The organism is Arsukibacterium sp., assembly GCF_033721375.1.
GTDB lineage: Bacteria > Pseudomonadota > Gammaproteobacteria > Enterobacterales > Alteromonadaceae > Alishewanella.
Genome location: NZ_JAWWAP010000007.1, coordinates 1 through 21,365, shown reverse-complemented (window position 1 = coordinate 21,365; position 21,365 = coordinate 1). Strand labels below are relative to the sequence as shown.

Sequence of the window (21,365 nt, the reverse complement as noted above, 5' to 3'; positions counted from 1 at the left end):
AATCAATTATCTGGTTTGATCCTGCGCAAAGCAGACCGTTAACCTGCGTTAGATCAAACCGCAGCTGCCCAGAGCCGATTATACTGGCCGGCGATAAATCAATAGCGAAGAGGTAGTGATGCAGTGTCTGACTTGGGATCCGCCATTAATAAGCAAATATAATATTAATGGTCCGCGATACACTTCTTACCCGACTGCGCTGGCGCTTGATACCGCTTTTGATCAAACACTAATCAACAAGGCGATCAGTCAGGCTGCCGCTAAGCTGAGTCTTTATCTGCATATCCCGTTTTGCCACAAGCTTTGCTATTACTGCGGTTGCAATAAAGTCGTTACCCGCCATCAACATAAGGCTGATATTTACCTCGATGCCTTAGCTCAGGAGATGGCGCTGTATCAGCCAATATTGCTAAATAAAAGTATTGATCAGTTGCATCTGGGCGGCGGCACCCCGACCTTTTTAACTGAAGTGCAACTAAGCCGTCTGATGGCACTGTTACAGCAGCACTTTACTATTGATAGTGATGCTGAAATCAGTATTGAAATTGACCCGCGCAGTTGCAGCGATAATAAGCTGCGCCATCTGAAAACGCTCGGTTTTAACCGGGTGAGCTTTGGCGTCCAGGATTTAGATGAAAAAGTGCAAATTGCCATTAACCGCGTGCAGGATACTGACCTTATCCGCCACCAGGTGATGCTTAGTCGCGAGCTGGGTTTCAGCTCCATTAATCTGGATTTAATCTACGGCCTGCCGTATCAGCAACCAGCAAGTTTTGTTGAAACAATCGAAGAAGTTATCCGGCTTAATCCAGATCGTATTTCGTTATTCAGCTATGCGCATTTACCGGAACGGTTTGCCGCGCAGCGCAAAATTGCCAGCAGCAGTATGCCTGACGCCCCGTTAAAGCTTGAGCTGATGCAACTGGCCATCAACCGCTTTGTTGCTGCCGGTTATCAGTTTATTGGCATGGACCATTTTGCCAGACCGGATGATAGCTTAGCCAAAGCCCAGCGCGCAGGTAAGCTACAACGCAACTTTCAGGGCTATACCACAGCAGGACAGGATGCCTTGATTGGTCTGGGAGTATCCAGTATCAGCCAGGTAAACGGGGTGTTGTGGCAAAACAGCAAGGACTTACCGGAGTATTACCGGGCGATTAATGCTGGCAACTTAGCGGTGGAGCGCGGTTTTAGTTTAAATGACGATGATAAACTGCGTGCGGCACTAATCAGCCAGTTAATTTGCCATTTTGAGCTTGATATTACTGCATTTTGCCAGACATGGCAGCTTGACAGTTTCTGGCAGTATTTCACTGATGGATTAGCACGATTACAGCCGTTTATCGAAGATGGCCTGGTATTAGCAAACGAGCGCCAACTTAAAGTAACTGCTGCCGGCCGGCTTTGGGTGCGTAGTATCTGTGCCTGTTTTGATGCTTATCTGGCAAAAGGCCAGCAGCGCTACTCTAAAGTGGTGTAGCGGTTTAACCGGGCTTTGCGCCAGATCAAAGCCATTGGCAGGGCTGGCGCTAAAATAGCGGCCATTTTGCAGATTTAAGAGCAGCCCTGATGTTAAAACCTGAATTACTTTCCCCCGCCGGCAGTTTAAAAGCGATGCGGCTGGCCTTTGCCTATGGCGCCGATGCAGTGTATGCCGGCCAGCCCCGTTACAGTTTACGGGTGCGCAATAACGAATTTGACTTAGCTGCGCTGGCAACCGGCATTAGTGAAGCCCATGCCCTTGGCAAAAAGTTTTATGTTGTGGTGAATATCGCCCCGCATAACAGTAAGCTGCAACGCTTTATTCAGGATATGACACCGGTGGTGGCATTAACGCCCGATGCGCTTATTGTCTCCGACCCAGGGGTGGTTTATCTGCTGCGGCAGCATTTCCCAAAGCAGGCGCTGCATTTGTCGGTGCAGGCCAATACCGTTAACTGGGCAGCGGTCAGGTTCTGGCAACAGCAGGGTATTGAGCGGTTGATTTTATCGCGTGAATTGTCGGTAGAGGAAATTGCTGAAATTCGCCGTGAAGTGCCCGATATGGAGCTGGAAGTGTTTGTTCATGGCGCGCTTTGTATGGCCTATTCCGGCCGTTGCCTGTTATCAGGCTATATTAATAAGCGCGACCCAAATCAGGGTACCTGTACTAATAGCTGCCGCTGGCCTTATCAGGTGCACGACGCGGGCGAGGATGAGGTCGGCCAGTTTACCCCAATCAGTAGCCCGACCCTTATTGAAGAGCCAGGCCGGCCCGGTGAGCTGATGGCGATAGACGAAGATCTTCACGGTACTTACATTCTGAACTCCAAAGATTTACGGGCCATTGAACATGTGCCGGCGTTAGCGGCAATGGGCGTGCATTCATTGAAAATAGAAGGACGCACCAAATCGCCTTATTATGTGGCGCGTACCGCCCAGGTTTATCGCCAGGCGATAGACGATGCGATGGCCGGTAAAGCCTTTGATGAAAGCTTACTGCAAGAGCTTAATGGTATGGCCAACCGCGGCTTTACCGAAGGGTTCTTGCGCCGGCATAAACCGCAGGACACCCAGAATTATGACACCAGCCACAGCATCGGTGAGCAGCTGCTGGTAGGGGAATTTATCGGTGAGCCGGATAATGAAGGCTTTGCCTTGCTAGAGGTGAAAAACCAGTTTGCTGTTGGTGATAATCTGCTGCTGATGACACCAAAAGGGAACCACAGTTTTCAGTTACAGGCCCTGCGTGATAAACAAAATAATGACATTGTACTGGCGCCCGGCGCCTGTTATCAGCTGAAAGTGCAGCTTCCGCTACTTTGCGATGTGCGCTTTGCCATGCTGCTAAAGCAGCTGACACCCGCACAACAACCGGGTGGTGATTTAGCCACTAATGCGGCAGCTGAGGCCATGGAATAATTATGCCTGCGGTAATTGACGTCAGCTGTATTAACTGTGATATGTGTGTACCCGAATGCCCCAACGATGCCATCAGCATGGGGCCAGAACACTATGAAGTTACTGCTGCCCTTTGCACCGAATGTATCGGCTACTATGACACACCGACCTGTATTGCTGTCTGCCCGATAGATTGTGTCATTTTGCAACCATCAGCAAATTGACGAAGCAGACACTGTAACGCTGGATCCCCGCTATACTGATAGAGCCTGAGACTCAACAGAAGGAGACTGATATGGCGTCTATTCTACCTATCCCACCAAATTATGCTTCGGCCATCCCTTATTTAACGGTTAAAGGTGCGGCCAAAGCCATTGATTTCTATCAAAAGGCCTATGGCGCAGAACTAATCAGCCGGATGGATATGCCCAATGGTGCGGTCATGCACGCCGAATTGCGAATTGGTGCTGCGCTGTTTATGTTAAGCGAGCAAAGCGATGAGTGGGGCAGCAAAAGCCCGGATATGCTGGGTGACAGTCCGGTTAGCCTGATGGTTTATGTTGAAGATGTCGATGCGCTGGTTAAACAGGCCACAGCGGCCGGTGCTAAGCTTTCGATGGAAGTGGCTGATCAGTTTTGGGGAGACCGCACTGGTTGTCTGGTTGACCCTTTTGGCCATCGCTGGATGTTTGCCACTCATACTGAGGATCTGACCGAGGCAGAAATTGCCCAACGGGCAAAGAAAATGTTTGGTGAGTGACAAACATCGTATCTGGCATTGCCAAACATTTTATCAGGCATTGCCAAACTGCAGAGGCTTGTTCATCATACCAAGCTCTGATGGCGGCATAAGGCGCGGTACCATGTTACTGAAAACATTATTATTCCGGTTTAGTTATTTTATGGTGTTGGTGCTGGTACTGGCGTTGCCGTCAGTAAGCGGTGCAGCGCAAAGCAAGCAGGCTGAGCCATCAGTTAAACAAGGTTATATCGTATTTGACCAGGTGCATGTATTGCCGATGCATACCGAGCCGGTTGCACCCGACCAACAGGTGCTGCGCAAACAGCGGGTGGTGGTGCAAGGCGACAGGATTATTGCCGTTGGCGCCGCCAATGAGCTTGCAATACCGCAAGGCGCAACGCTGATTGACGGCGCTGGCCGCTACCTGTTGCCAGGGCTTTCCGAGATGCATGGCCATGTACCCCCGCTGGCTGATTTCAGTGGTGTGCCTAAGCGCTATCTGGATGATGTATTAACGCTTTATTTAGCGGGCGGGGTCACTACGGTGCGCGGTATGCTGGGCCATGATAGGCAGTTGCAGCTTAAAGATGATATTGCCAGCGGTAAGCGCCTGGGCCCGACCTTGTATCTGGCCGGCCCCAGTTTTAATCAGCACACGGTAACGTCGACAGAACAAGCGCGGCAGCGGGTACGCGAGCACAAGCAGCAGGGCTGGGACCTGTTGAAAATCCACCCCGGCTTAAGTCTTGAGCATTACCAGGCGATAGCTGCTGAAGCCAATAAGCAAAATATTGATTTTGCCGGCCATGTGCCAGAAGCTGTGGGTATAAAGCAGGCCATTTTATTGGGTAGCAGAACCATTGATCATCTCGATGGCTATATGGCAGCGCTGGATGGTTTTGATACGGTGTTAACCCCCGAAGATATGGCGCCGCTGGTGGCGTTGACCAAACAACATAACGTGGCGGTAGTGCCTACCGAAGCATTATGGCAAACCATTATCGGCGCTGCCGATAGCGAGAAGCTACAGGCTTATCCGGAGCTTAAATATATGCCAGCGCGGGTAGTAGACGGCTGGCAGCGCTATTTACAGCAAGCCAGTGGCAGTTACTACACGGGGGCTACCGCTGCACTGCACGCTGAAAATCGCCGCTTGTTGCTGGGCGAGCTATACCGGGCCGGGGTAACTATTTTACTGGGCACTGACGCGCCGCAATTGTTCAGTGTACCGGGGTTGTCATTACGCCGGGAAATACCAAAGATGCTTGAAGCGGGCATGAGCCCCTACGACATTTTGCGCAGTGGCACCGTGCTGGTTGGCGAGTATTTTGCTGATGAAGATCAGTTTGGCCAGGTTAAAGCCGGCCAGCGCGCCGATTTACTGCTGGTTGACGGTAACCCGTTAGACGATTTGAGCGTGCTGAATCAGCCTGCTGGTGTGATGGTGCGCGGCCAGTGGTTAAGCCGGCAACAGCTTGACAGCCTGTTAGCCGATATTGCCGCCGCCCGGCTGACAGAGAGCAGTACACCCTGACGTTTAGCATCGTTGGCTTAATTACGCTCTGCCATTTGCAGATAAACCTCGGTAGCCTGAATACCCATAGCGTTCAGCTGCTGCAGGGCGGTGACATCCGCTGGTGCTTTTAATATCAGCGGTTCTGGTGGCGCCTGATCGGTTCGCAAAATTTGATCATAACCGGCGTTGGCAGCAATTTGGTGAATTAAAAAGTAGCTTTGATTGACTCTCAGCACGTCATAGCGCGACTCTGTGATATCGCCTGGCTGGTTTATTGGCCGCTGGTACAGCAGGCGGGCAAATCTGACTGCGATATCCTCATACCAGACCCGCCCGGCATGGGCAAAATGATCATAAAAAATTGTGCCGTTAGCGGTAAAACTATCACCCGCTATCAGCCTGTTCAAATTCAATTGCTCTGGTATTAATGTCAGCTGGCGGCCGGCTTGCAGAAACGTTAGCACGGCGGTTTGCGCTTTTGGGGGGAGTGTCAGCTGGTAAATCAGCTGGTAATCATAAGGCGGCTGGTTTAGTGGTAAATACGAGCCGAGCAGAATATCATCTGCCGCAAATAACACCATGCCATGGTTGCCAATATAGTTATGATGATGTTCTTCTGCCAGTGCCTGCGGCACCAGTAAACAAATTCCTAAAAGCATCAGCTGTAATAAACGCATCGTTAAACCTTCTGAGCAACTCAACAGTATCTAAAGTTTAGCGGCTAACCTGATAAAATCCCAGTTGTAGCATTTTATGCTGCGGTTATTAAACCACCGGCACCAATCCATGCTGCTTCTAACTAACGCCTGCCGTTAAAACAGAAAAATATACAATTTTATGAATTATTTTCCAATAATTTGTAACGTGGTCAGCAGTGGGCAACTACAGATTATTCGCAGCATTTCATTAAGTTAATGATATATATTGTATTTATTCCCTGGGTGTGTTTGTTCACCTCACAGTCAGCTTTCTGGCATGCATTTCGCCTCAGATGTTGACAGATATAGATGATGCTGCAGAGGTGTCCTATGCAACACGCGGTAATTAAGCCAGTAAATACGGGGATGAAGCAGGATGACGGAGCGGAGTGGGTGGCGTGCTTTGATGAGTTTATAACGCAGCACGGCTATCCTTGTGTCGGAGCGAAAATAGCGCGGAATAAACGTCGGATTGAACTTCATAAATTCGGTGATATCAGCAGTGACAAAGACGATGAAGCAATATTACGCTGCATTTATCAGTTCATTTCTCAGTTTAAGCAGCAAAATGATATTTTCTTCAGCCTGGTCTGTGTATTCCCGGACTGCGATACCGGCAGCGATGCCGGTTTTGAACGCGCGCTGTGGGCCCGTTTACAGGCACTGCACGATAAAGACAGCGAACGTTTTAAATGGGATAGCCGGGTAAGTGATTTGCCGGCAGAGACGCATTTCAGCTTTAGCCTGGGAGGTGAAGCGTTTTTTATTATTGGTTTAAATCCGTATAGTCAGCGTAAGTCACGGCAGTTTCGCTACCCGGCTATTGTTTTTAATCTGCATAATCAGTTCGAACAGCTGAAAGAAGAAAATAAATTTCATAGTATGCGACAACAAATCCGCAAAAATGATGCCGTATTTTGTGGTGAGCCTAACCCTGTGCTGGCTGATCACGGTGAAGTTTCAGAAGCGCGCCAATATAGTGGCCGGGCAGTCGGCGCTAAGTGGCGCTGTCCATTTTCAGCAAGGAGAGATAATGAGTAAAGTCATAATGCCCAGAAGTGGCACCGCATTTAGCATGAAAGCAGGCCAGTTGCTTAAGGTTATTGATCCTGAAGGAGAACAGGTGGCTGATCTGTACTGTTTTAATCAGCATAACTTTCATGAATACTTGTCGTCGGGGCGCTCGCTTGATTACAACGAGTCGCTGCACTTTTGCCGGGGCAGCAAACTCTACTCCAATTTCAGCAACGAGATGTTTGAAATTATTGAAGATAAAGTTGAGGATCACGACTTCTTACTAACCCCCTGCAGCAAGGATACCTTTAGCCATTTCTATCCGGAAGAAGAGGCCGTGCCAGGCTGTTACGGCAATTTAGTTAATGCCTTTGCCGACTATGGTATTCCCGAGCATCTTATAAGTACTACTTTCAATACTTTTATGAATGTGGCCGTCGATGAAAAAGGCCGGATCAAGGTTTTACCACCGAAAAGTAAAGCTGGCGACTACACTATTTTCAAAGCAAAAATGGATTTAATTGTCGGATTAACCGCATGCTCTGCTGGTCAGTCAAACAATTTTTCCTACAAGCCCATTCACTATGAGGTGATAGACTAACCATTGGCTGGAAATAGCGGCTTTCATCAACGGCGGTGGTTACGTTAAGGGGGGAATATCGTAACAGCAAGAACTGCTTCGAAACCCAAAGGTTGAGCTTTAAGTTTCAATAGCCGCGAATCAGCCGCCAGGCTTACGCCAGATCACGCACCCTGGGCTCACGATCCCAGAAACGTGATTTGGCATTATCGATAAAGGTATCAATATCGGCCAGTGGGGTAATATAAGCGTCTTTTTCCAGTGGCAGTTTGCTTAAAATAAATTCATCTGTTGCACCGCAATACGCAATGGCCTTGCAATGCACGTACGCATCGGTAAACCAATCCAGGGTTGAGCTATCGTTGGCTAATATTTTGGCTTGTTCAGGCATAATAATACTGACCACCGCATCAAAAAATACAGATGGTGCGCCGGCAATGCGTTCAGCAGATTGCAGGCGTGTGCCATCATCAAGCTCAACCTCCCGCCCCGGTGCAACCAGCTTTATACTGGCGCCCTCAGCTTCTAAGGCTTGCTGATACTTTTTAATTTCGCTGTGCTTCGAGCCTTTTGCTATCAGCATACCAATTTGCCGGCCAGTTAAACGGGCAGGTGTCAGGCCGATAGTTTGTAACGCATCAGAGGTAGCAAGATCCTGCACCGCAGCGGCGGCGTCAGCTGCTGCTGGTAACTTCATACCAAGTGCTGCCGCAACACGGTTGGCTAAATTTTCATCAATAAGCCGCAGATGACTGAGCACCCTGCACCGTACATGCGGCGTATCCACTTTGCCCAGTTCAAAAGCATAGGCCGAAGCAATATGAGCCTGTTCTGCTGGTGTTTGACTGCGATAAAACAGACGCGGCTGACTGTAATGATCGGCAAATTTTTCTGCCCGAATGCGGCCTGTTACTCCATCATCAAGCTGCTCCTCGAATGAGGTAAAGCCACGTTTAGCGCTTTCACGTGGCATATCCGGATCCAAACTTTGCGGTTCATAGGCAACACGGCCTTTGGGCACTTGCATTTGCATCTGGCCATCGCGCTGCATGTTGGCAAAGGGACACTTAGGGGCGTTAATGGGTAATTGCGCAAAATTAACTGAGCCTAAGCGAGACAATTGCGTGTCGAGATAACTGAATAGTCGACCTTGCAGTAACGGGTCACTACTAAAATCAATGCCAGGCGGCACATGAGAAGGGCAAAATGCCACTTGCTCTGTTTCAGCAAAAAAGTTGTCAGGGTAACGATCCAGCACCATTTTACCGACGATTTTAACCGGCACCAGCTCTTCTGGTATAAGCTTGGTGGCGTCTAAGTGATCAAACGGAAACTGCTGTGCTTGCTCTGCAGTGAATAACTGAACACCCAATTCCCATTCAGGAAAGTCGCCTCGCTCAATGGCCTCAAACAAATCACGCCGATGATAATCCGGGTCGGCCCCTGATATTTTTATGGCTTCGTCCCATGTGGTCGACTGCACACCCAGTACTGGTTTCCAATGAAACCGCACAAAGGTACTGTTACCCTGCTGGTTGAGCAAACGATAACTGTGGATACCAAACCCCTCCATCATTCGCAGGCTGCGTGGCAGAGCCCGATCACTCATCAGCCAGATCACGTTGTGCATCGTTTCCGGAGTTAAAGAAACAAAATCCCAAAACGTATCATGAGCAGACGCTGCCTGCGGAAAACCGCGATCGGGCTCTGGTTTCACCGCATGAATAAGATCAGGGAATTTAATGGCATCCTGGATAAAGAACACAGGCATATTATTCCCTACCAAATCCCAGTTACCTTGATTTGTATACAATTTTACGGCAAAACCCCGAACATCACGCGGTGTATCTTTTGAGCCTTTACTGCCGGCAACAGTAGAAAACCGAGCAAATAAGGGAGTTTTTGTATTGGTTTCACACAGAATATTTGCGGTAGTGTACTCTTGCAATGATTCGGTCAGCTGAAAATAGCCATGGGCGGCGCTGCCGCGAGCGTGGACAATGCGTTCAGGAATACGCTCGTGGTCAAAATGATTAATTTTTTCCCGTAATATAAAATCTTCAAGCAGAGTAGGGCCACGGCTACCAGCCTTCAGCGAATTCTGGTTGTCAGTGATAACGACACCTTGCTGAGTCGTCAGCGCCTGGGTGCGCTTGTCTGTTTTCTGATGGGGTTCACCGCCGTTACCACGTGCTGAATTTATATTTTTGGCGGGGTCGGTATGATTAATATTCTTATTCATAATCCATCCTTGCTGATGCTTAAACAAGTTTAAAGCTGCCAGTTTGTTGCTAAAACATATAAGCAGACGAAACGCGCTACATTTGGTTCAATAAAATATAACGTATTTTAAGCGATGTTGTGGATATTCTCGGCGGTGCGAAAAATGTACAGCAGCAGTTTAACGTTAGATGACATAATAGTTCTGGCGGTTAAGCCAAAGGCCCCCAAGAACCAGCCTTTGGTAATATTTTAGAGTGTAGCTTATGATAGCACCGGCAGTCGATAATGCGGGCCAATCATCAGGTAAGAGCATGACAATACAACTTAATACCGAACAGGCTATACGCTACAGCCGGCAGTTAATGCTGCCAGCTCTGGACTTCCGGGGCCAGGAAGCGCTGCTGGCAAGTAACGTGCTGCTTGTCGGTATGGGCGGCTTAGGCTGCGCTGCTGCACCTTATTTAGTTGCCAGTGGTGTAGGCAGTATTACCCTGGCAGACAATGACGCTGTCGACCGCAGCAACCTGCAACGTCAGATCCTGTACCGGGAGGCCGATATTGGCCAGAGTAAAGTACAGCAAGCAGCGGCCAGTTTACGCCAGTTAAATTCTGAAATTAAAATCGATGCGTTGCAGCAGCGTTTAAGCGCGGAAGATTTAGCCACACTGGTACCCCGGTTTTCACTCGTGCTCGATTGCACTGATAACCTGGCTACCCGCAATGCCATTAACGCTGCCTGTGTTAATGCCAAAGTACCGCTGGTATCCGGTGCGGCCATTCGTTTTGAAGGCCAGCTGGCCAGCTTTAGTATGCAGGGCGATGAAGCCTGCTATTACTGTTTAAGCCAGCTATTTGGCGAGCAGCAGCTAAGCTGCATGGAAGCGGGGATCCTGAGCCCGGTTGTGGGAGTTATTGGCGTAATGCAGGCACTGGAAGCAGTAAAAATCCTCGCGGGTGTCGGTAGCCCGTCGTATGGCAAATTGCAGCTGTTTGATGGCTTAACCGGCCAGTGGCGCCAGTTTACCCTTAGTAAAGACCCAGGCTGTCGTGTGTGTGGGGCAGGCTAGTGCCGCTGAGCAACCAAACAGATGGAGTTTAACGAGCAGCCCAGAGAAGAAAGTTACGGCACTGGGTCGTATTTCAGGATTTATACGGCAATAAATGGGATTTGCTGCAGTTGAACTAACACGCAACGTGACAACCCAATGGTCGGCTATAGCAAACAAAAAGCTGGCTTACGGCTGATGTGCTGGAGCGGGCAGTCTGTTGCAGTTTCCCGGCCTTGCCATTGCATTCGCTGCTGACATTATCATTTCACGCCGGTTTCACAAGCCCTGGGTTAAGTTGACTGCCTGTTTGGTTTATCAACAAGGCATAGTATGGCTAAAAAATATTCCCGGTTGCTACTTGGCATTGGTTTGGCGGCGCAGCTGCAGGCAGCAGATATCAGTGGTACAGAGCATGCGGCGGTTGATGAGTCGCCCACTGCAGCGGCAGATTTGCAAAGCACTATTGCAGCTGCAATTAGCCAGTTTGAGCAACGCTCGCGGCGGGACTGGGCTTATCGTATTGATCGCTATGAAAACGAAGAGGGCGATATCAGCAGCAGTATCGAGCTGTATGACCCGGCAAATGCACCTGACAGCCAATGGCAGTTGCTGAGCATTAATGGCCGCACACCGGATAACAAACAGCAGCGAAAGTTTGCTGCGGCGAAACAACAGCAGGCCAAAGCGGCTGGGCAGCAGAGTTTCTCGGTGAAGCTTAGTGAGCTGATTCAACTCGATAGCTTGCAACTGACGTTTGACAGCCCGCAGTATCTGCAGGCCAGTTTTGGGGTGCATCTTAGTCAGCTGGGTAATGATGTCAGTAAAAAACTGCAAGGCTCGCTGCGCTTTAATAAAACACTGCACTATATCGACAGCATTGAAATTAGCAACACGGCAAACTTTTCGCCGCTGTTTAGTGCCAATATCAGCGAATTTAACCTGACGTTACGCTTTACTAAAATCGACAATGCAATACTGCCACAACAGCAGCAAATGAGGATGAAAGGCACCTTTGCCTTTTTTACGCAAATTGATGAAGTCTCAACCGACACTTTCTCCGACTATCGCTATGTTAGCGATGGCAAGGTTAGTGACTAAACCCGACACTGACCATGGTGCCCGTACTCATTCTAACGGGGCTGCAGTTACTGTGGTCGCTGCTGCCTTTATCGTTAATGCCACTACCACTGTCGCTGCTAACGCTCATCTGCCAGCCCTGATGTTCACATAATCGTTTAACGATGGCTAAGCCAAAACCAAAGCCGGTACTTTGCCGGCCTTTTACTCCGGCCTCGGTAACATGCGGGTAAATATTGGCCTCTATGCCCGGGCCGGTGTCGCGGATCAGCAGGCAGTTATCGCTAAATGCAATGCTGATCTCGCCGGCTTCAGTGTACTTAAAGGCGTTACTCAGCAAATTATCCAGTAGCACTTTTAGCATGTCGGCATTGGCGTTAATGATGACCTGGCAACTGTCACACAGCTGCACTGTTACCGCCTTGCCTTGCAGCAGCATGCTGTTGTCTAAAATTGCCCGCTCAACCAGCGGCATCAGTGCCGTGCTGCTGTGCTTAGCGGCGGTATGCTCTTCTCTGGCCAGAATAAGCAGGGTTTGCACGGTTTTTTCCATTTGCACCGCAGCATCATAAATGCGCGTTATTAGTAGCTGATCAGCGTCAGGTTCTGTTCGTGGGTGAGCAGTGTGTTGCTGAGTATTTTGTTGATAGCCGGTTTGTTGGCTTTGCCATAGCTCCACCGTGTTTTTAATCACCGCCAGGGGCGTGCGTAGCTCGTGGCTGACATCGGCGGTAAAGCTTTTTTCGCGCTCAAGCGCGCGAGCGATCCCGCCTAAACTTTGCTCCAGTGTGCGGGCTAAAATGCCCACTTCGTCATTAGCAAACTGATTGGCAAATTGCTGCGGCAACTGTTGTGGGGCAGCGCTATCAACCAGCGCTGCCAACTGTTTCAGTGGACGGGTGGTGCGGCGGCTGACAAACCAGGCGATAAGGCAGGCAATGCTGCTGACAAGCAGGGCGCTGACCAGCAGAAATTGCAGCACACCGCCACTAATAGGCCGCACCAGCAACTGCCGGCTCACCTCTGCCAGCAGCAACACTTCTGGCTGTGCGCTAACCGTATATAAGTGATAATGCCTGCCCTGCTGGCCGAAGAACTCTTTACGTTCTGGCTCTGCCAGCGCTTTTGGGCGTATTTCATCGGGCAGGCTGTCGCGGCTAAAGTGCAGTTGCATCGACTGGCTTCTTGGCGCGGGCCAGCTAGCTGTTTGCTGATATTTGGTACTGAGGTATGCTGCTTCTTGCTGCAATTGCTGTTCAATAAAGCTGTCTTCCAGCGTATACATCAGGATAAAAGAAATAAGGCTGTAAACGGCAGAAATCACCAGGGTGAAAATACAGAACTGCACGACGATACGCCGGCTTAAACTGTGAAACTTGGTGCTGATGTTACGGGATTTTGCGCTCATGCTTCGGTTATCTCCAGCGTAAAACCGACGCCAAATACGGTTTTTAACAGCGGATAAGCAAAAGGCTTATCCAGCACAGTGCGTAACTGATAAATATGCGAGCGCAGCGCGTCAGATTCTGTCGGCTCATCGCGCCAAAGCTGCCGGCTTAGTTCGCTGCGGCTGACCACCTGCGGGTAGGCTTCGGCCAACAGCAGCAGAATTTTATAGCCCATCGCATTTAGCGCCAGCTGCTGGTCATCGCGTTTGGCTATTCGGCGCTGTTTATCCAGCACTAACGGCCCCAGGGTTATCGTGTGTTGCTGTTGCAACAGATGACGTCGCGATAACGCCAGGCAACGCACTTCCAGCTCCTGTAACGAAAAGGGTTTGGTCAGATAATCGTCGGTGCCGACGTGAAAACCAGCAAGCTTGTCATCGATGCTGTCGCGTGCGGTCAGCATTAACAGTGGGATATGGCGGTCGGCCTGTTGTCGCAGCGCTGTGCATAACTGCAGACCATCCATACCCGGCAGGTTTAAGTCCAGAATGATCAGGTCGTAATGCTGTTGCAGCGCCAACGCCAGCCCATGTTTGCCATTGCTGGCAAAATCAAAGATATGGCCTTGTTGTTCCATATAGCCGGCAATGTTTTTCGCAATACTCAGCTCATCTTCAATCAGCAGTACCTGCAGGGCGGCGGGCTCTTTCATCAATCAATCCATTCGGGTCTAAATCAGTACAGTTTAAAGCTACAACGTCGCTAACAATGCTGTTGCTGCGGCAAAATCAGGCTTAGCGGCCAAAATCTGCTGCAGAGTGGCCCGTGCTGCGGCCTTGTCGCCCAGTTTAAGCTGAGTTTGCGCAATAGTCATATCCAGCGACGGATTGTTAATGGCGCTTTGGCCCGCTTGCATCAGCGTTAGCGCATGCTGCCTCTCTTGTGTAGTGTTGGCAGTATTCACGTAGTAATACCCGTACATGCCGAGCAATTCAAGTTGATACTGCGCGGCATCGGCCGCTAACAGCTGCGTTGCAGTCACCTTGCCGTTTAAAAATTCAGCCACCAGGGCCAGGGTGGCATCATCTTTGTGCGGCGCCATCGGCTGCGGGGTAATGCCCAGTGATTCCAGCAGCGCGTTGGCTGTCGCCACCGTAGAGGCCGGGTTTTGTCCGGTGATCAACCGGTTATTCACCGCCACATGGCTTAGCATCATCGGGCTGTGCTCAAAGCGGCCGCCGCGCTCAATCAGTTTGTCCTGCAGCATAAAGTCAAATTTGGCTAGCCACTTTTTGCCAAATAACCGCTCTTCTTCATTGGTAAAGCCGTTTACCGCTTTATTGGCCACCAGATAGTTGTCGTCGGCTAATGTAACGTTTACCAGCGCAGCCGGGCCATGGCATACCGCGGCCACCGAACCCTGCTGCTGATAAATATCGGCAATTAGTTGCTGCAGGGCAGCATCTTTTGGTAAATCAAACATGGCGCCTTTGCCGCCAACAATAAAAATGCCGTGATAGTCGCTGGCCTTTAGCTGCGCTGTGCTCAGGGTATTGTTTAACTTCGCCATAATCGCCGCGTCGCTCAGCACCTGCTGATTATAGGCTTTGGCCGGGTCGTACTTATCGGCCTCAATGTTGCCGCCTTGCGGGCTGGCAATATCAACGCTGATACCATGTGCCTGAAAGATTAAATACGCTTTGGCAAATTCATCAAATTCATAGCCCGGTGCTTGCTGATCTGGCTGGCCGTAGCCACTAAGCACCATAAAAATACGCTTGCTGTCGGACACCGCTGCCATTGCTGCGCGATTTGTTATCTCGCTAACCAAGGCGCTAAGCAGGCTAACAATAACTAATATATACAGTGTCAGTTGTTTCATTTTAATGCTCCTTAACAATGGGGTTGCGCTGCCAGCATGGCAAAGCCGCTGTGAAACGAATGTGAAAAAACGAAAGAGAAAAATGGCGGCGCTGTTTTTGGGCCACCGCTTTTACTCCGCCAGTAGCTGACGGACCGAGCCGGACAAGCTGTGTTTACTCAGCAGCATACCCAGTGTTGTCACCAGTGTGATAATGACGGCCAGAGTGCCCAGCAACCAGCCCATATCAGGCTGGTAAGTCAGGGAGAACTGCGACTGATATATCAGTAAACCGGCCAGCCAGGTGGCAACAATGGCGCCACAGGCGGCAATAGCGCCGGTTACCAGCCACTCGATCATAGTCAGCTGCAGGCAGGTGCGTTTTGACAGGCCAAAACTAAGAATAATGCTGTTCTTTTTCTGCTCTTTGGCTTCAACGGCGTGCACCGAAGACAGCATCACAATGCCGGCCAGCAGCATAATTAAGCCGGCGAAGCCGCTGATAAGCCGGGTTACCATGGCAAGGCTGCTGTCAAAGCGCTGGGTAAGTTCTTGCAGTGATACCATGCGCAGTGACGGGTGTTGCTGCCACAGCTGGGGTAGCAACGAAAACTGCTGTGGCTGCAGCTCCAGGCTGGCCATGCTGTATTGCGGCGCGCTGATATGTGCCAGCGCAGCAGGCGGCATTTGCAGCCAGAATGTAATAGCGCCCGCGCCGCTTTGGTAGGCGTGCGAGGCCACAATGCTGAACTCGATAGAGTGCCCGCCAATTACCAGCTCTAACTTATCGCCCAACTGCAGGCCAAGGTCGGTCATCACTTCTTGCTCTACCGACAGCTGCTGCCAGTTGTCAGCGGCGCTGTGCCACCATTGGCCGTTTACCAGCCGGTTATTGCCGGGCATATCTGCACTCCAATGCAGCCGCACCGGGCGGTTAAAGGCTGCCAGACTGTCGCTGGGTTTTTGCATCACCTCAGTTAGCAGGCCGCCGTTGATATGGCTAAGTTGGGCGTAGATAAACGGCTTGTGCTGGCGAATGGTAATGTTGTGCTGCGCTGCCCATACCTCTATGTCGGCCATTTGCGTTGCACTTGCCTGCGTCACTAACAAATTGCCGTCATGCGCCCGCTGATGGGCCGCCATATTGTCGCCCAAATCTTTTAGCAGCATCAGGGTAAACAGCAATAAAAAAGCGGCCAACCCTATGCCTAAAATCTGGGTGGTTTTGCTCAGCAAACGCTGCTTCATCATATACAGCGCAAACGGCAGCAAACCGGAAAACGGCTGGCTCAGCTTTTCGCCCAGCGACAGTGCCAGCCAGCTCAGCACTAATAGCAGTGCAATGCTTGCTATCATCGAGCCCAGCAGCATAGCGGTAAGCAGGCCGTTATCCGAGTAATGTGCCGCCACACCTCCCAACACCAGCAAGGCGCAGCCAAACAGCACGGCGTTACTGATGCTGCGCTGCTGTTGCTGAATTAACTGCCGAACCGAGCATTGGCGCAGCGCCAGCCACAACGGTAAGTTGAACACAATAAAGATCGCCGCGCTGGCAAATACGGTTTTTACTGCCAGCGTTATGTCGGGCTGCCAGATTAGCGTGGCGACGCTGCCGGCCAGCTCTTGCCCGGCAAAGACGTGCGCCTTTAACCATTGCAGCGCCAACCAGTGACACAGCGCAGACAGCAGCAGTACCGGCGGCAGTAACAACAGCAAGCCGAACAGCCACTTCAGCACTGATATTTGCAGCACCCTTTGTTTCGACGCCCCGAGGCTTAAGCACACTGCACTGAAAAACTGCTGTTGCGGCAGTTGCGCCCGGCTAAGTTGCTGCATGGCGATGGCGGCCATAAAAAATAATAATATCGAGGCTAAACCAATAAAATTCTCGGTACGCTGCCAAAACAAGGCTAACGGGTGGGCTCCGTGCTTATGGTGCAGCTGTGCCGCCGGCAAATGCGTTTTATGCCACTGCCGGATAGTAGCGATTTGCTGGGTATTAGCTTCAACCAGATAGCGGTGCTGAATAATATCTTCGGCAGCACGAAACTGCTGCAGGTCCTGGCGGTGTAGCAGGGCGCGCATCTCCACATTATGGCCCTCCATCAGCCGGTCCGGCTCATGCAGTAAAATGCGCGATACAGTCAGCTGCTGGTCGCCAATACGCAGTGGTTCGCCAATCTGCAGCCCTAAGGCGGCCAGTAAGCGCGAATCAAGCCAGATTTCACCAATTGCCGGGCCCTGGCTGCTGGCGCTGTCCGGCCCACCGGGAAATGCCGCACTGCGTAGCTCACCCTGTAATGGGTAATCTTCAGCCACGGCTTTTAGCGTTGCCCGTTGCCATTGGTCGTTGTAGGTCAAAGTCGTGGTTAAACTTTGGCTTAGTACGATTTGCTCTGCCATAGCGCTGAGTTCATTGTGCTGGCTGGCCGTTAGCGCACGCGGTTGGCTTAGCACTAAGTCGGCGCCCAGCAGGTTGGCTAAATTCTGGCCCAGATAAACCTGAATGCTGGCGCTGGTCTGGCTTAGTGTAATAATAAACAGCAACAGAATGCCTTGTACCCAGCGCAGCACGCGCTCTTTGCTGTGCTGCTTTTGTTGTTGATAAAAATGCCAGGCCAACTGCAGGTTCTGCCGTAATTGCTCAGTAGCATGCATCTTGCACCTCCATCTGCGGCTTTACCAATAAGGCACAGTTGCCATTATTAAAGGCCAGCACCTGCTGTGCCCGTGCGGCCAATGGCGGGCTATGGGTTACTATTACCAGCGCCGCACCGTTTTGCCGGCAGCAGTCAAACAGCAGATCGGCCACGTTAGCGGCACTTTTGCTATCGAGATTGCCGGTGGGCTCATCGGCGAAAATAAACTTTGGTTGAAATACCAGCGCTCTGGCAATGGCGGCCCGCTGCTGCTCGCCGCCGCTGAGTTGCTGCGGTTTGTGGTTAAGCCTGTGGCCGAGGCCGACTTTTTCCAACCAGGTGCTGGCTGTGGCTTCGGCATTTTTTTCGCCGCGTAGTTTAAGCGGCAAGGCCACATTAGCCAGTACTGTCAGCTCCGGCAATAAATGAAACTGCTGAAATACAAAGCCAATGTCTTGTCGCAACTGCGTCAGCTTCATGCTGCGGCCGTGCTGCAGGTAGGCCACCTGGCCGGCGCTTGGCTGCTCCAGCCCTGCCATCAGCATTAACAAACTGGACTTGCCCGAGCCCGACGGCCCGGTAATAGCATAAGACCGGCCTTGTTCAATACACAGGCTCAGCTGCTGAAACAGTTGCACCTGATGGCCATGGTGGCTGAAGCTTTGACTGACATTCGTCAGTGCTATGGTACTTAAAGCAGATAGCGACATGCGGTTACCTCTTCAATGGTTTAGGCATGAAAGCGTAACGACCGCGGCGTGAAACAGATGTGAAAACAGACAGCATCGTGTTACTGCACAACCAATTGGCTTTTCCCGTTCACTATCGGTATACTTTTGTGCGTTATTTAGCCTCAGAAGGAAAGTTTGATGATTGTTGCAATGACCCACCCGGCGAAGGCTGCGGCGTAAGTAAAACTTTTACCTTTTGCCTTAACCTGCCTTTGCCCGGTGTCTGCTGACCGGGAACTCTGCTAACCGATTAATACGGTTACCTTAGCCTTATTCCAGAGCTCCTAACCATTTTTACTGTGCGCGCAGTGCTTCACTGTGGGCAGAAGGAAATGACATGAACTTACCCCCAACATTGCAACACCTGGGGTGGCAGGCTTTTTTTCAACAACAACTTACTTTACCGGAATTTGAACACGGCATTATCGCCCGGGTTACGGCACATCACCGCAGTGGTTATGAGCTGATAACACTGCAGGGCTCCTGCCGTTTAATGGCCAGCACCACTTTGCCGCCGATAACCATTGGCGATTGGTTGCTGCTAGATGCCGGCGGCGGCTTTGTGCGCCTGTTAACCAGAAAGTCGTTGTTTAAACGTAAAGCCGCGGGTAGCCAACTGGCCGAGCAACTTATTGCCGCTAACGTCGATACGCTGATTATTGTCTGCTCGTTAAACCATGACTTTAATTTAAGCCGGATAGAGCGTTTTCTAACCCTGGCGCACGATGCCGGTGCCGAGCCGTTACTGGTATTAACCAAAATGGACCTATGCGCCGATGTAGATGCCTTTTTGCGACAGGTTAAACAGCTAGACGCCATGCTGATGGTCGAGGTGGTTAATGCACTTGATGCCAGCTGCAGCAGTACCTTGCAGCACTGGTGTAAAGCTGGTAACACCTTGGCGGTGGTGGGGTCTTCTGGTGTTGGCAAATCGACGTTAGTGAATACTCTCACTGGCCGCGGTGGACAAAAAACCGCAGCAATACGAGTGGATGACAGTAAAGGCCGGCATACCACAACAGGGCGCTCCATGCATTTTATTGCCGGTGGTGCTGTGGTAATTGATACGCCCGGTATGCGTGAACTGCAGCTGACAGACTGTGATGACGGCATTCGCCGCGCGTTTGCCGACATTGACGCTATAGCCAGTCAATGCCGCTTTAGTGACTGTCAGCATGTTGCTGAACCAGGCTGCGCGGTACAACAGGCTATAACGCAAGGAGCTTTAGCAGCAAGGCGATTAACCAACTATCAGAAGCTGAATGCTGAACAGGCACGCAACGCGGCGTCACTGAAACAAAGGCGCGCCCACGAGCGGAAGTTTAGTAAGATGGTGAAGTCGGTTAAGTCACTAAAAGCCAAAAAATTCAGTGATTAGCCGTAAAAACGCCGCCTAAGGGCGGCGTTTTTTTCGATAGTCGATAGCCAGCAACGCGGCATCGTCTTCAGTAAACCAAACAATTCCCAGACATGTTGTTGAATGCCTTTATTTATCTGCAAAAAGCAGGGATACGTACTTTTGTTTAGAAGGCGATTTAGCTAGCGGTATTCAACCATCTGGCTGCTTGGTGCCAAAAGCAGAAGTTGAAACCATAGCCACTTTTTGACACGGTTATTGATGATCATTTTTATATTTCAGCTTTCTGCTTCCACTCTTTAAAAAGCTTTATTAAGCCCTGATTAGAGCTTGATTCAAGTTGTTTCATGTCGGCTGTAGCATCGATTTCATAGTGTTCTTTAAGAACGCCATTCTCAATTTTTACAAAATGTGCAAAATCTGCTTTAAACGAAGAATACCCGTTCTCTTCAACCATATTGCCTTCTTCAAAGATAAATATACCGTTTACCCAATTAGCAAAAAGTGCTTCTTCATTGTCATTTTTCGGAATCACCTCACTCAACAGGAGTTTACTTTTCTCAGCTTTATATATATTTGAACCTGTTAATAATTGAATCTCATCAATAAATAGACGGTTGTCTTTGTCAATATACCATTTACAGTTTGGTGCCCCAGTCTTTGATTTATTATTCCAGTTAAAAGGCCAATTCAAGTGATCATTATTATATAGCTGAAGGAGTGGACTCATGCCTGAAGTAGTCTTCAACTTTAACGCTTTGCCATTCCAATTTATTTCGTCTGGTTCACTCAAGCGAAAATAGTAATCAGTGTAACGCTGGTAAAGATCTGTTATTGCAACCTTCTTTGATTGAGCATCTTCGTTTGCTCTGTTCTGTTCATAATTATCGTAATCTTCTCTGGTTAACCGCACTAATTCTAGGATTCGACCATGCTGAATATTAAGATAGTAATCAGCCACAAATATATCGTTTGTTTCGGTATATTTCAGTTCAGTCGCTTTCAACACACCGCTGAACCAATCCGCAGAAAGAGAACCGTTGGAAGATTGCTTTTTGCCTAATTTACTTCCTATTTCTGATGGCTGAATCTCTTTGTCATTAGATTCAACTTTGTTGAGGTACAGGTATTCGTTTTCAATTAACCACGTGGCTATATGCCCTCTATATAAAGCTGTACCTGTCGCCTTGAAAGGTGACGTTTGTCCTGATTGTTTGTAATAAGTCTCTAGAGGCGATGGGTAAGCCCAACTTGTTGTAAGCCTTAGTTCTTTTCCCTCAAATAACAAAACGTCAGGAGCCTGTTGTGTGGCAATGGTCTGAGTTGTGGTTGCTAGCAATATTAAAAAGAAAAAGGTGCGCATTTAGACTTTCCCTGTAAGCGACTTGAGTTGGTCGTGTGACCTGATGGAATTAACTATTTTGCAGGGTAGCACATGTTACAAATTAATTAACCTGAGTGTCCGTTATTCGCTCAGGCTGTGTGAAAACTGCTGATCACCTTTTGGTCTAAGCACCAGATTTATATGATCAATCATTCTTGATAAAGCCAGGCGGTTAGCTGCCACTTTACTAAAATTAATAGCATACGAATTAGAACAAAGTGTGCTG

General features: G+C 49.9%; 18 protein-coding genes. 10 read left to right on the top strand and 8 right to left on the bottom strand.

Annotated elements, in window-relative coordinates; translation table 11 throughout:
• Positions 1 to 118 precede the first annotated feature (118 nt).
• From hemN to R3187_RS11780, 5 genes are all read left to right on the top strand, one after another.
• Entirely contained in the window at positions 119 to 1,480 is a 1,362-nt protein-coding gene (hemN, locus tag R3187_RS11800; RefSeq protein WP_318967257.1) for an oxygen-independent coproporphyrinogen III oxidase, read from the top strand.
• 89 nt (positions 1,481 to 1,569) lie between these two features.
• A complete protein-coding gene (yegQ, locus tag R3187_RS11795; protein ID WP_318967256.1) occupies positions 1,570 to 2,901 on the top strand; it encodes a tRNA 5-hydroxyuridine modification protein YegQ in 1,332 nt (443 codons plus the stop codon).
• A gap of 2 nt (positions 2,902 to 2,903) precedes the next feature.
• A complete protein-coding gene (locus tag R3187_RS11790; RefSeq protein WP_318967255.1) occupies positions 2,904 to 3,104 on the top strand; it encodes a YfhL family 4Fe-4S dicluster ferredoxin in 201 nt (66 codons plus the stop codon).
• Positions 3,105 to 3,175: 71 nt separating this feature from the next.
• On the top strand, positions 3,176 to 3,640 hold the full coding sequence (locus tag R3187_RS11785) for a VOC family protein (RefSeq protein WP_318967254.1): 465 nt from the start codon (positions 3,176 to 3,178) through the stop codon (positions 3,638 to 3,640).
• Between the two features lie 103 nt (positions 3,641 to 3,743).
• Positions 3,744 to 5,156 (top strand): amidohydrolase family protein, encoded by a 1,413-nt coding sequence (locus tag R3187_RS11780; RefSeq protein ID WP_318967253.1) that lies wholly within the window; start codon positions 3,744 to 3,746, stop codon positions 5,154 to 5,156.
• 17 nt (positions 5,157 to 5,173) lie between these two features.
• On the opposite strand, the gene R3187_RS11775 is transcribed toward R3187_RS11780, so the two are convergent.
• Positions 5,174 to 5,815, bottom strand: a complete 642-nt coding sequence (locus R3187_RS11775) for a hypothetical protein (RefSeq protein ID WP_318967252.1) — start codon at positions 5,813 to 5,815, stop codon at positions 5,174 to 5,176.
• 351 nt (positions 5,816 to 6,166) lie between these two features.
• Here R3187_RS11775 and gntA point away from each other — a divergent pair, with 351 nt between their 5' ends.
• Complete coding sequence (gene gntA, locus R3187_RS11770; RefSeq protein ID WP_318967251.1) at positions 6,167 to 6,877, top strand: guanitoxin biosynthesis heme-dependent pre-guanitoxin N-hydroxylase GntA; 711 nt, start codon at positions 6,167 to 6,169, stop codon at positions 6,875 to 6,877.
• The gene (locus tag R3187_RS11765) at positions 6,870 to 7,451 is read left to right on the top strand and encodes an urea carboxylase-associated family protein (protein ID WP_318967250.1); all 582 of its coding nucleotides are present in this window, start codon (positions 6,870 to 6,872) and stop codon (positions 7,449 to 7,451) included. The genes gntA and R3187_RS11765 overlap by 8 nt, the downstream gene beginning before the upstream one ends.
• 133 nt (positions 7,452 to 7,584) lie before the next feature.
• Here R3187_RS11765 and R3187_RS11760 read toward each other — a convergent pair whose 3' ends face one another.
• On the bottom strand, positions 7,585 to 9,672 hold the full coding sequence (locus R3187_RS11760; protein ID WP_318967249.1) for a catalase: 2,088 nt from the start codon (positions 9,670 to 9,672) through the stop codon (positions 7,585 to 7,587).
• A gap of 292 nt (positions 9,673 to 9,964) precedes the next feature.
• Between R3187_RS11760 and moeB the strand changes: the two genes are divergently transcribed.
• On the top strand, positions 9,965 to 10,720 hold the full coding sequence (moeB, locus tag R3187_RS11755; RefSeq protein WP_318967248.1) for a molybdopterin-synthase adenylyltransferase MoeB: 756 nt from the start codon (positions 9,965 to 9,967) through the stop codon (positions 10,718 to 10,720).
• Positions 10,721 to 11,032: 312 nt separating this feature from the next.
• The gene (locus R3187_RS11750; RefSeq protein ID WP_318967247.1) at positions 11,033 to 11,800 is read left to right on the top strand and encodes a hypothetical protein; all 768 of its coding nucleotides are present in this window, start codon (positions 11,033 to 11,035) and stop codon (positions 11,798 to 11,800) included.
• Here R3187_RS11750 and R3187_RS11745 read toward each other — a convergent pair.
• From R3187_RS11745 to R3187_RS11725, 5 genes are all read right to left on the bottom strand, one after another.
• Positions 11,790 to 13,187, bottom strand: a complete 1,398-nt coding sequence (locus R3187_RS11745) for a HAMP domain-containing sensor histidine kinase (RefSeq protein ID WP_318967246.1) — start codon at positions 13,185 to 13,187, stop codon at positions 11,790 to 11,792. The two genes, R3187_RS11750 and R3187_RS11745, sit on opposite strands and share 11 nt — an antisense overlap.
• A complete protein-coding gene (locus tag R3187_RS11740; protein WP_318967245.1) occupies positions 13,184 to 13,879 on the bottom strand; it encodes a response regulator transcription factor in 696 nt (231 codons plus the stop codon). Before R3187_RS11740 ends, R3187_RS11745 begins: the two co-directional genes overlap by 4 nt.
• A 39-nt stretch (positions 13,880 to 13,918) precedes the next feature.
• Entirely contained in the window at positions 13,919 to 15,049 is a 1,131-nt protein-coding gene (locus R3187_RS11735; RefSeq protein ID WP_318967244.1) for a type 1 glutamine amidotransferase domain-containing protein, read from the bottom strand.
• Positions 15,050 to 15,160: 111 nt separating this feature from the next.
• Positions 15,161 to 17,686, bottom strand: a complete 2,526-nt coding sequence (locus R3187_RS11730) for an ABC transporter permease (protein ID WP_318967243.1) — start codon at positions 17,684 to 17,686, stop codon at positions 15,161 to 15,163.
• Positions 17,673 to 18,377 (bottom strand): ABC transporter ATP-binding protein, encoded by a 705-nt coding sequence (locus R3187_RS11725; RefSeq protein ID WP_318967242.1) that lies wholly within the window; start codon positions 18,375 to 18,377, stop codon positions 17,673 to 17,675. Before R3187_RS11725 ends, R3187_RS11730 begins: the two co-directional genes overlap by 14 nt.
• A 358-nt stretch (positions 18,378 to 18,735) precedes the next feature.
• On the opposite strand from R3187_RS11725, the gene rsgA reads away from it, so the two are divergent.
• On the top strand, positions 18,736 to 19,776 hold the full coding sequence (gene rsgA, locus R3187_RS11720; RefSeq protein WP_318967241.1) for a ribosome small subunit-dependent GTPase A: 1,041 nt from the start codon (positions 18,736 to 18,738) through the stop codon (positions 19,774 to 19,776).
• A gap of 250 nt (positions 19,777 to 20,026) precedes the next feature.
• Here the strand turns inward: rsgA and R3187_RS11715 are convergent, their stop codons facing one another.
• Positions 20,027 to 21,118, bottom strand: a complete 1,092-nt coding sequence (locus tag R3187_RS11715; protein ID WP_290612693.1) for a hypothetical protein — start codon at positions 21,116 to 21,118, stop codon at positions 20,027 to 20,029.
• Between the last annotated feature and the right edge of the window lie 247 nt (positions 21,119 to 21,365).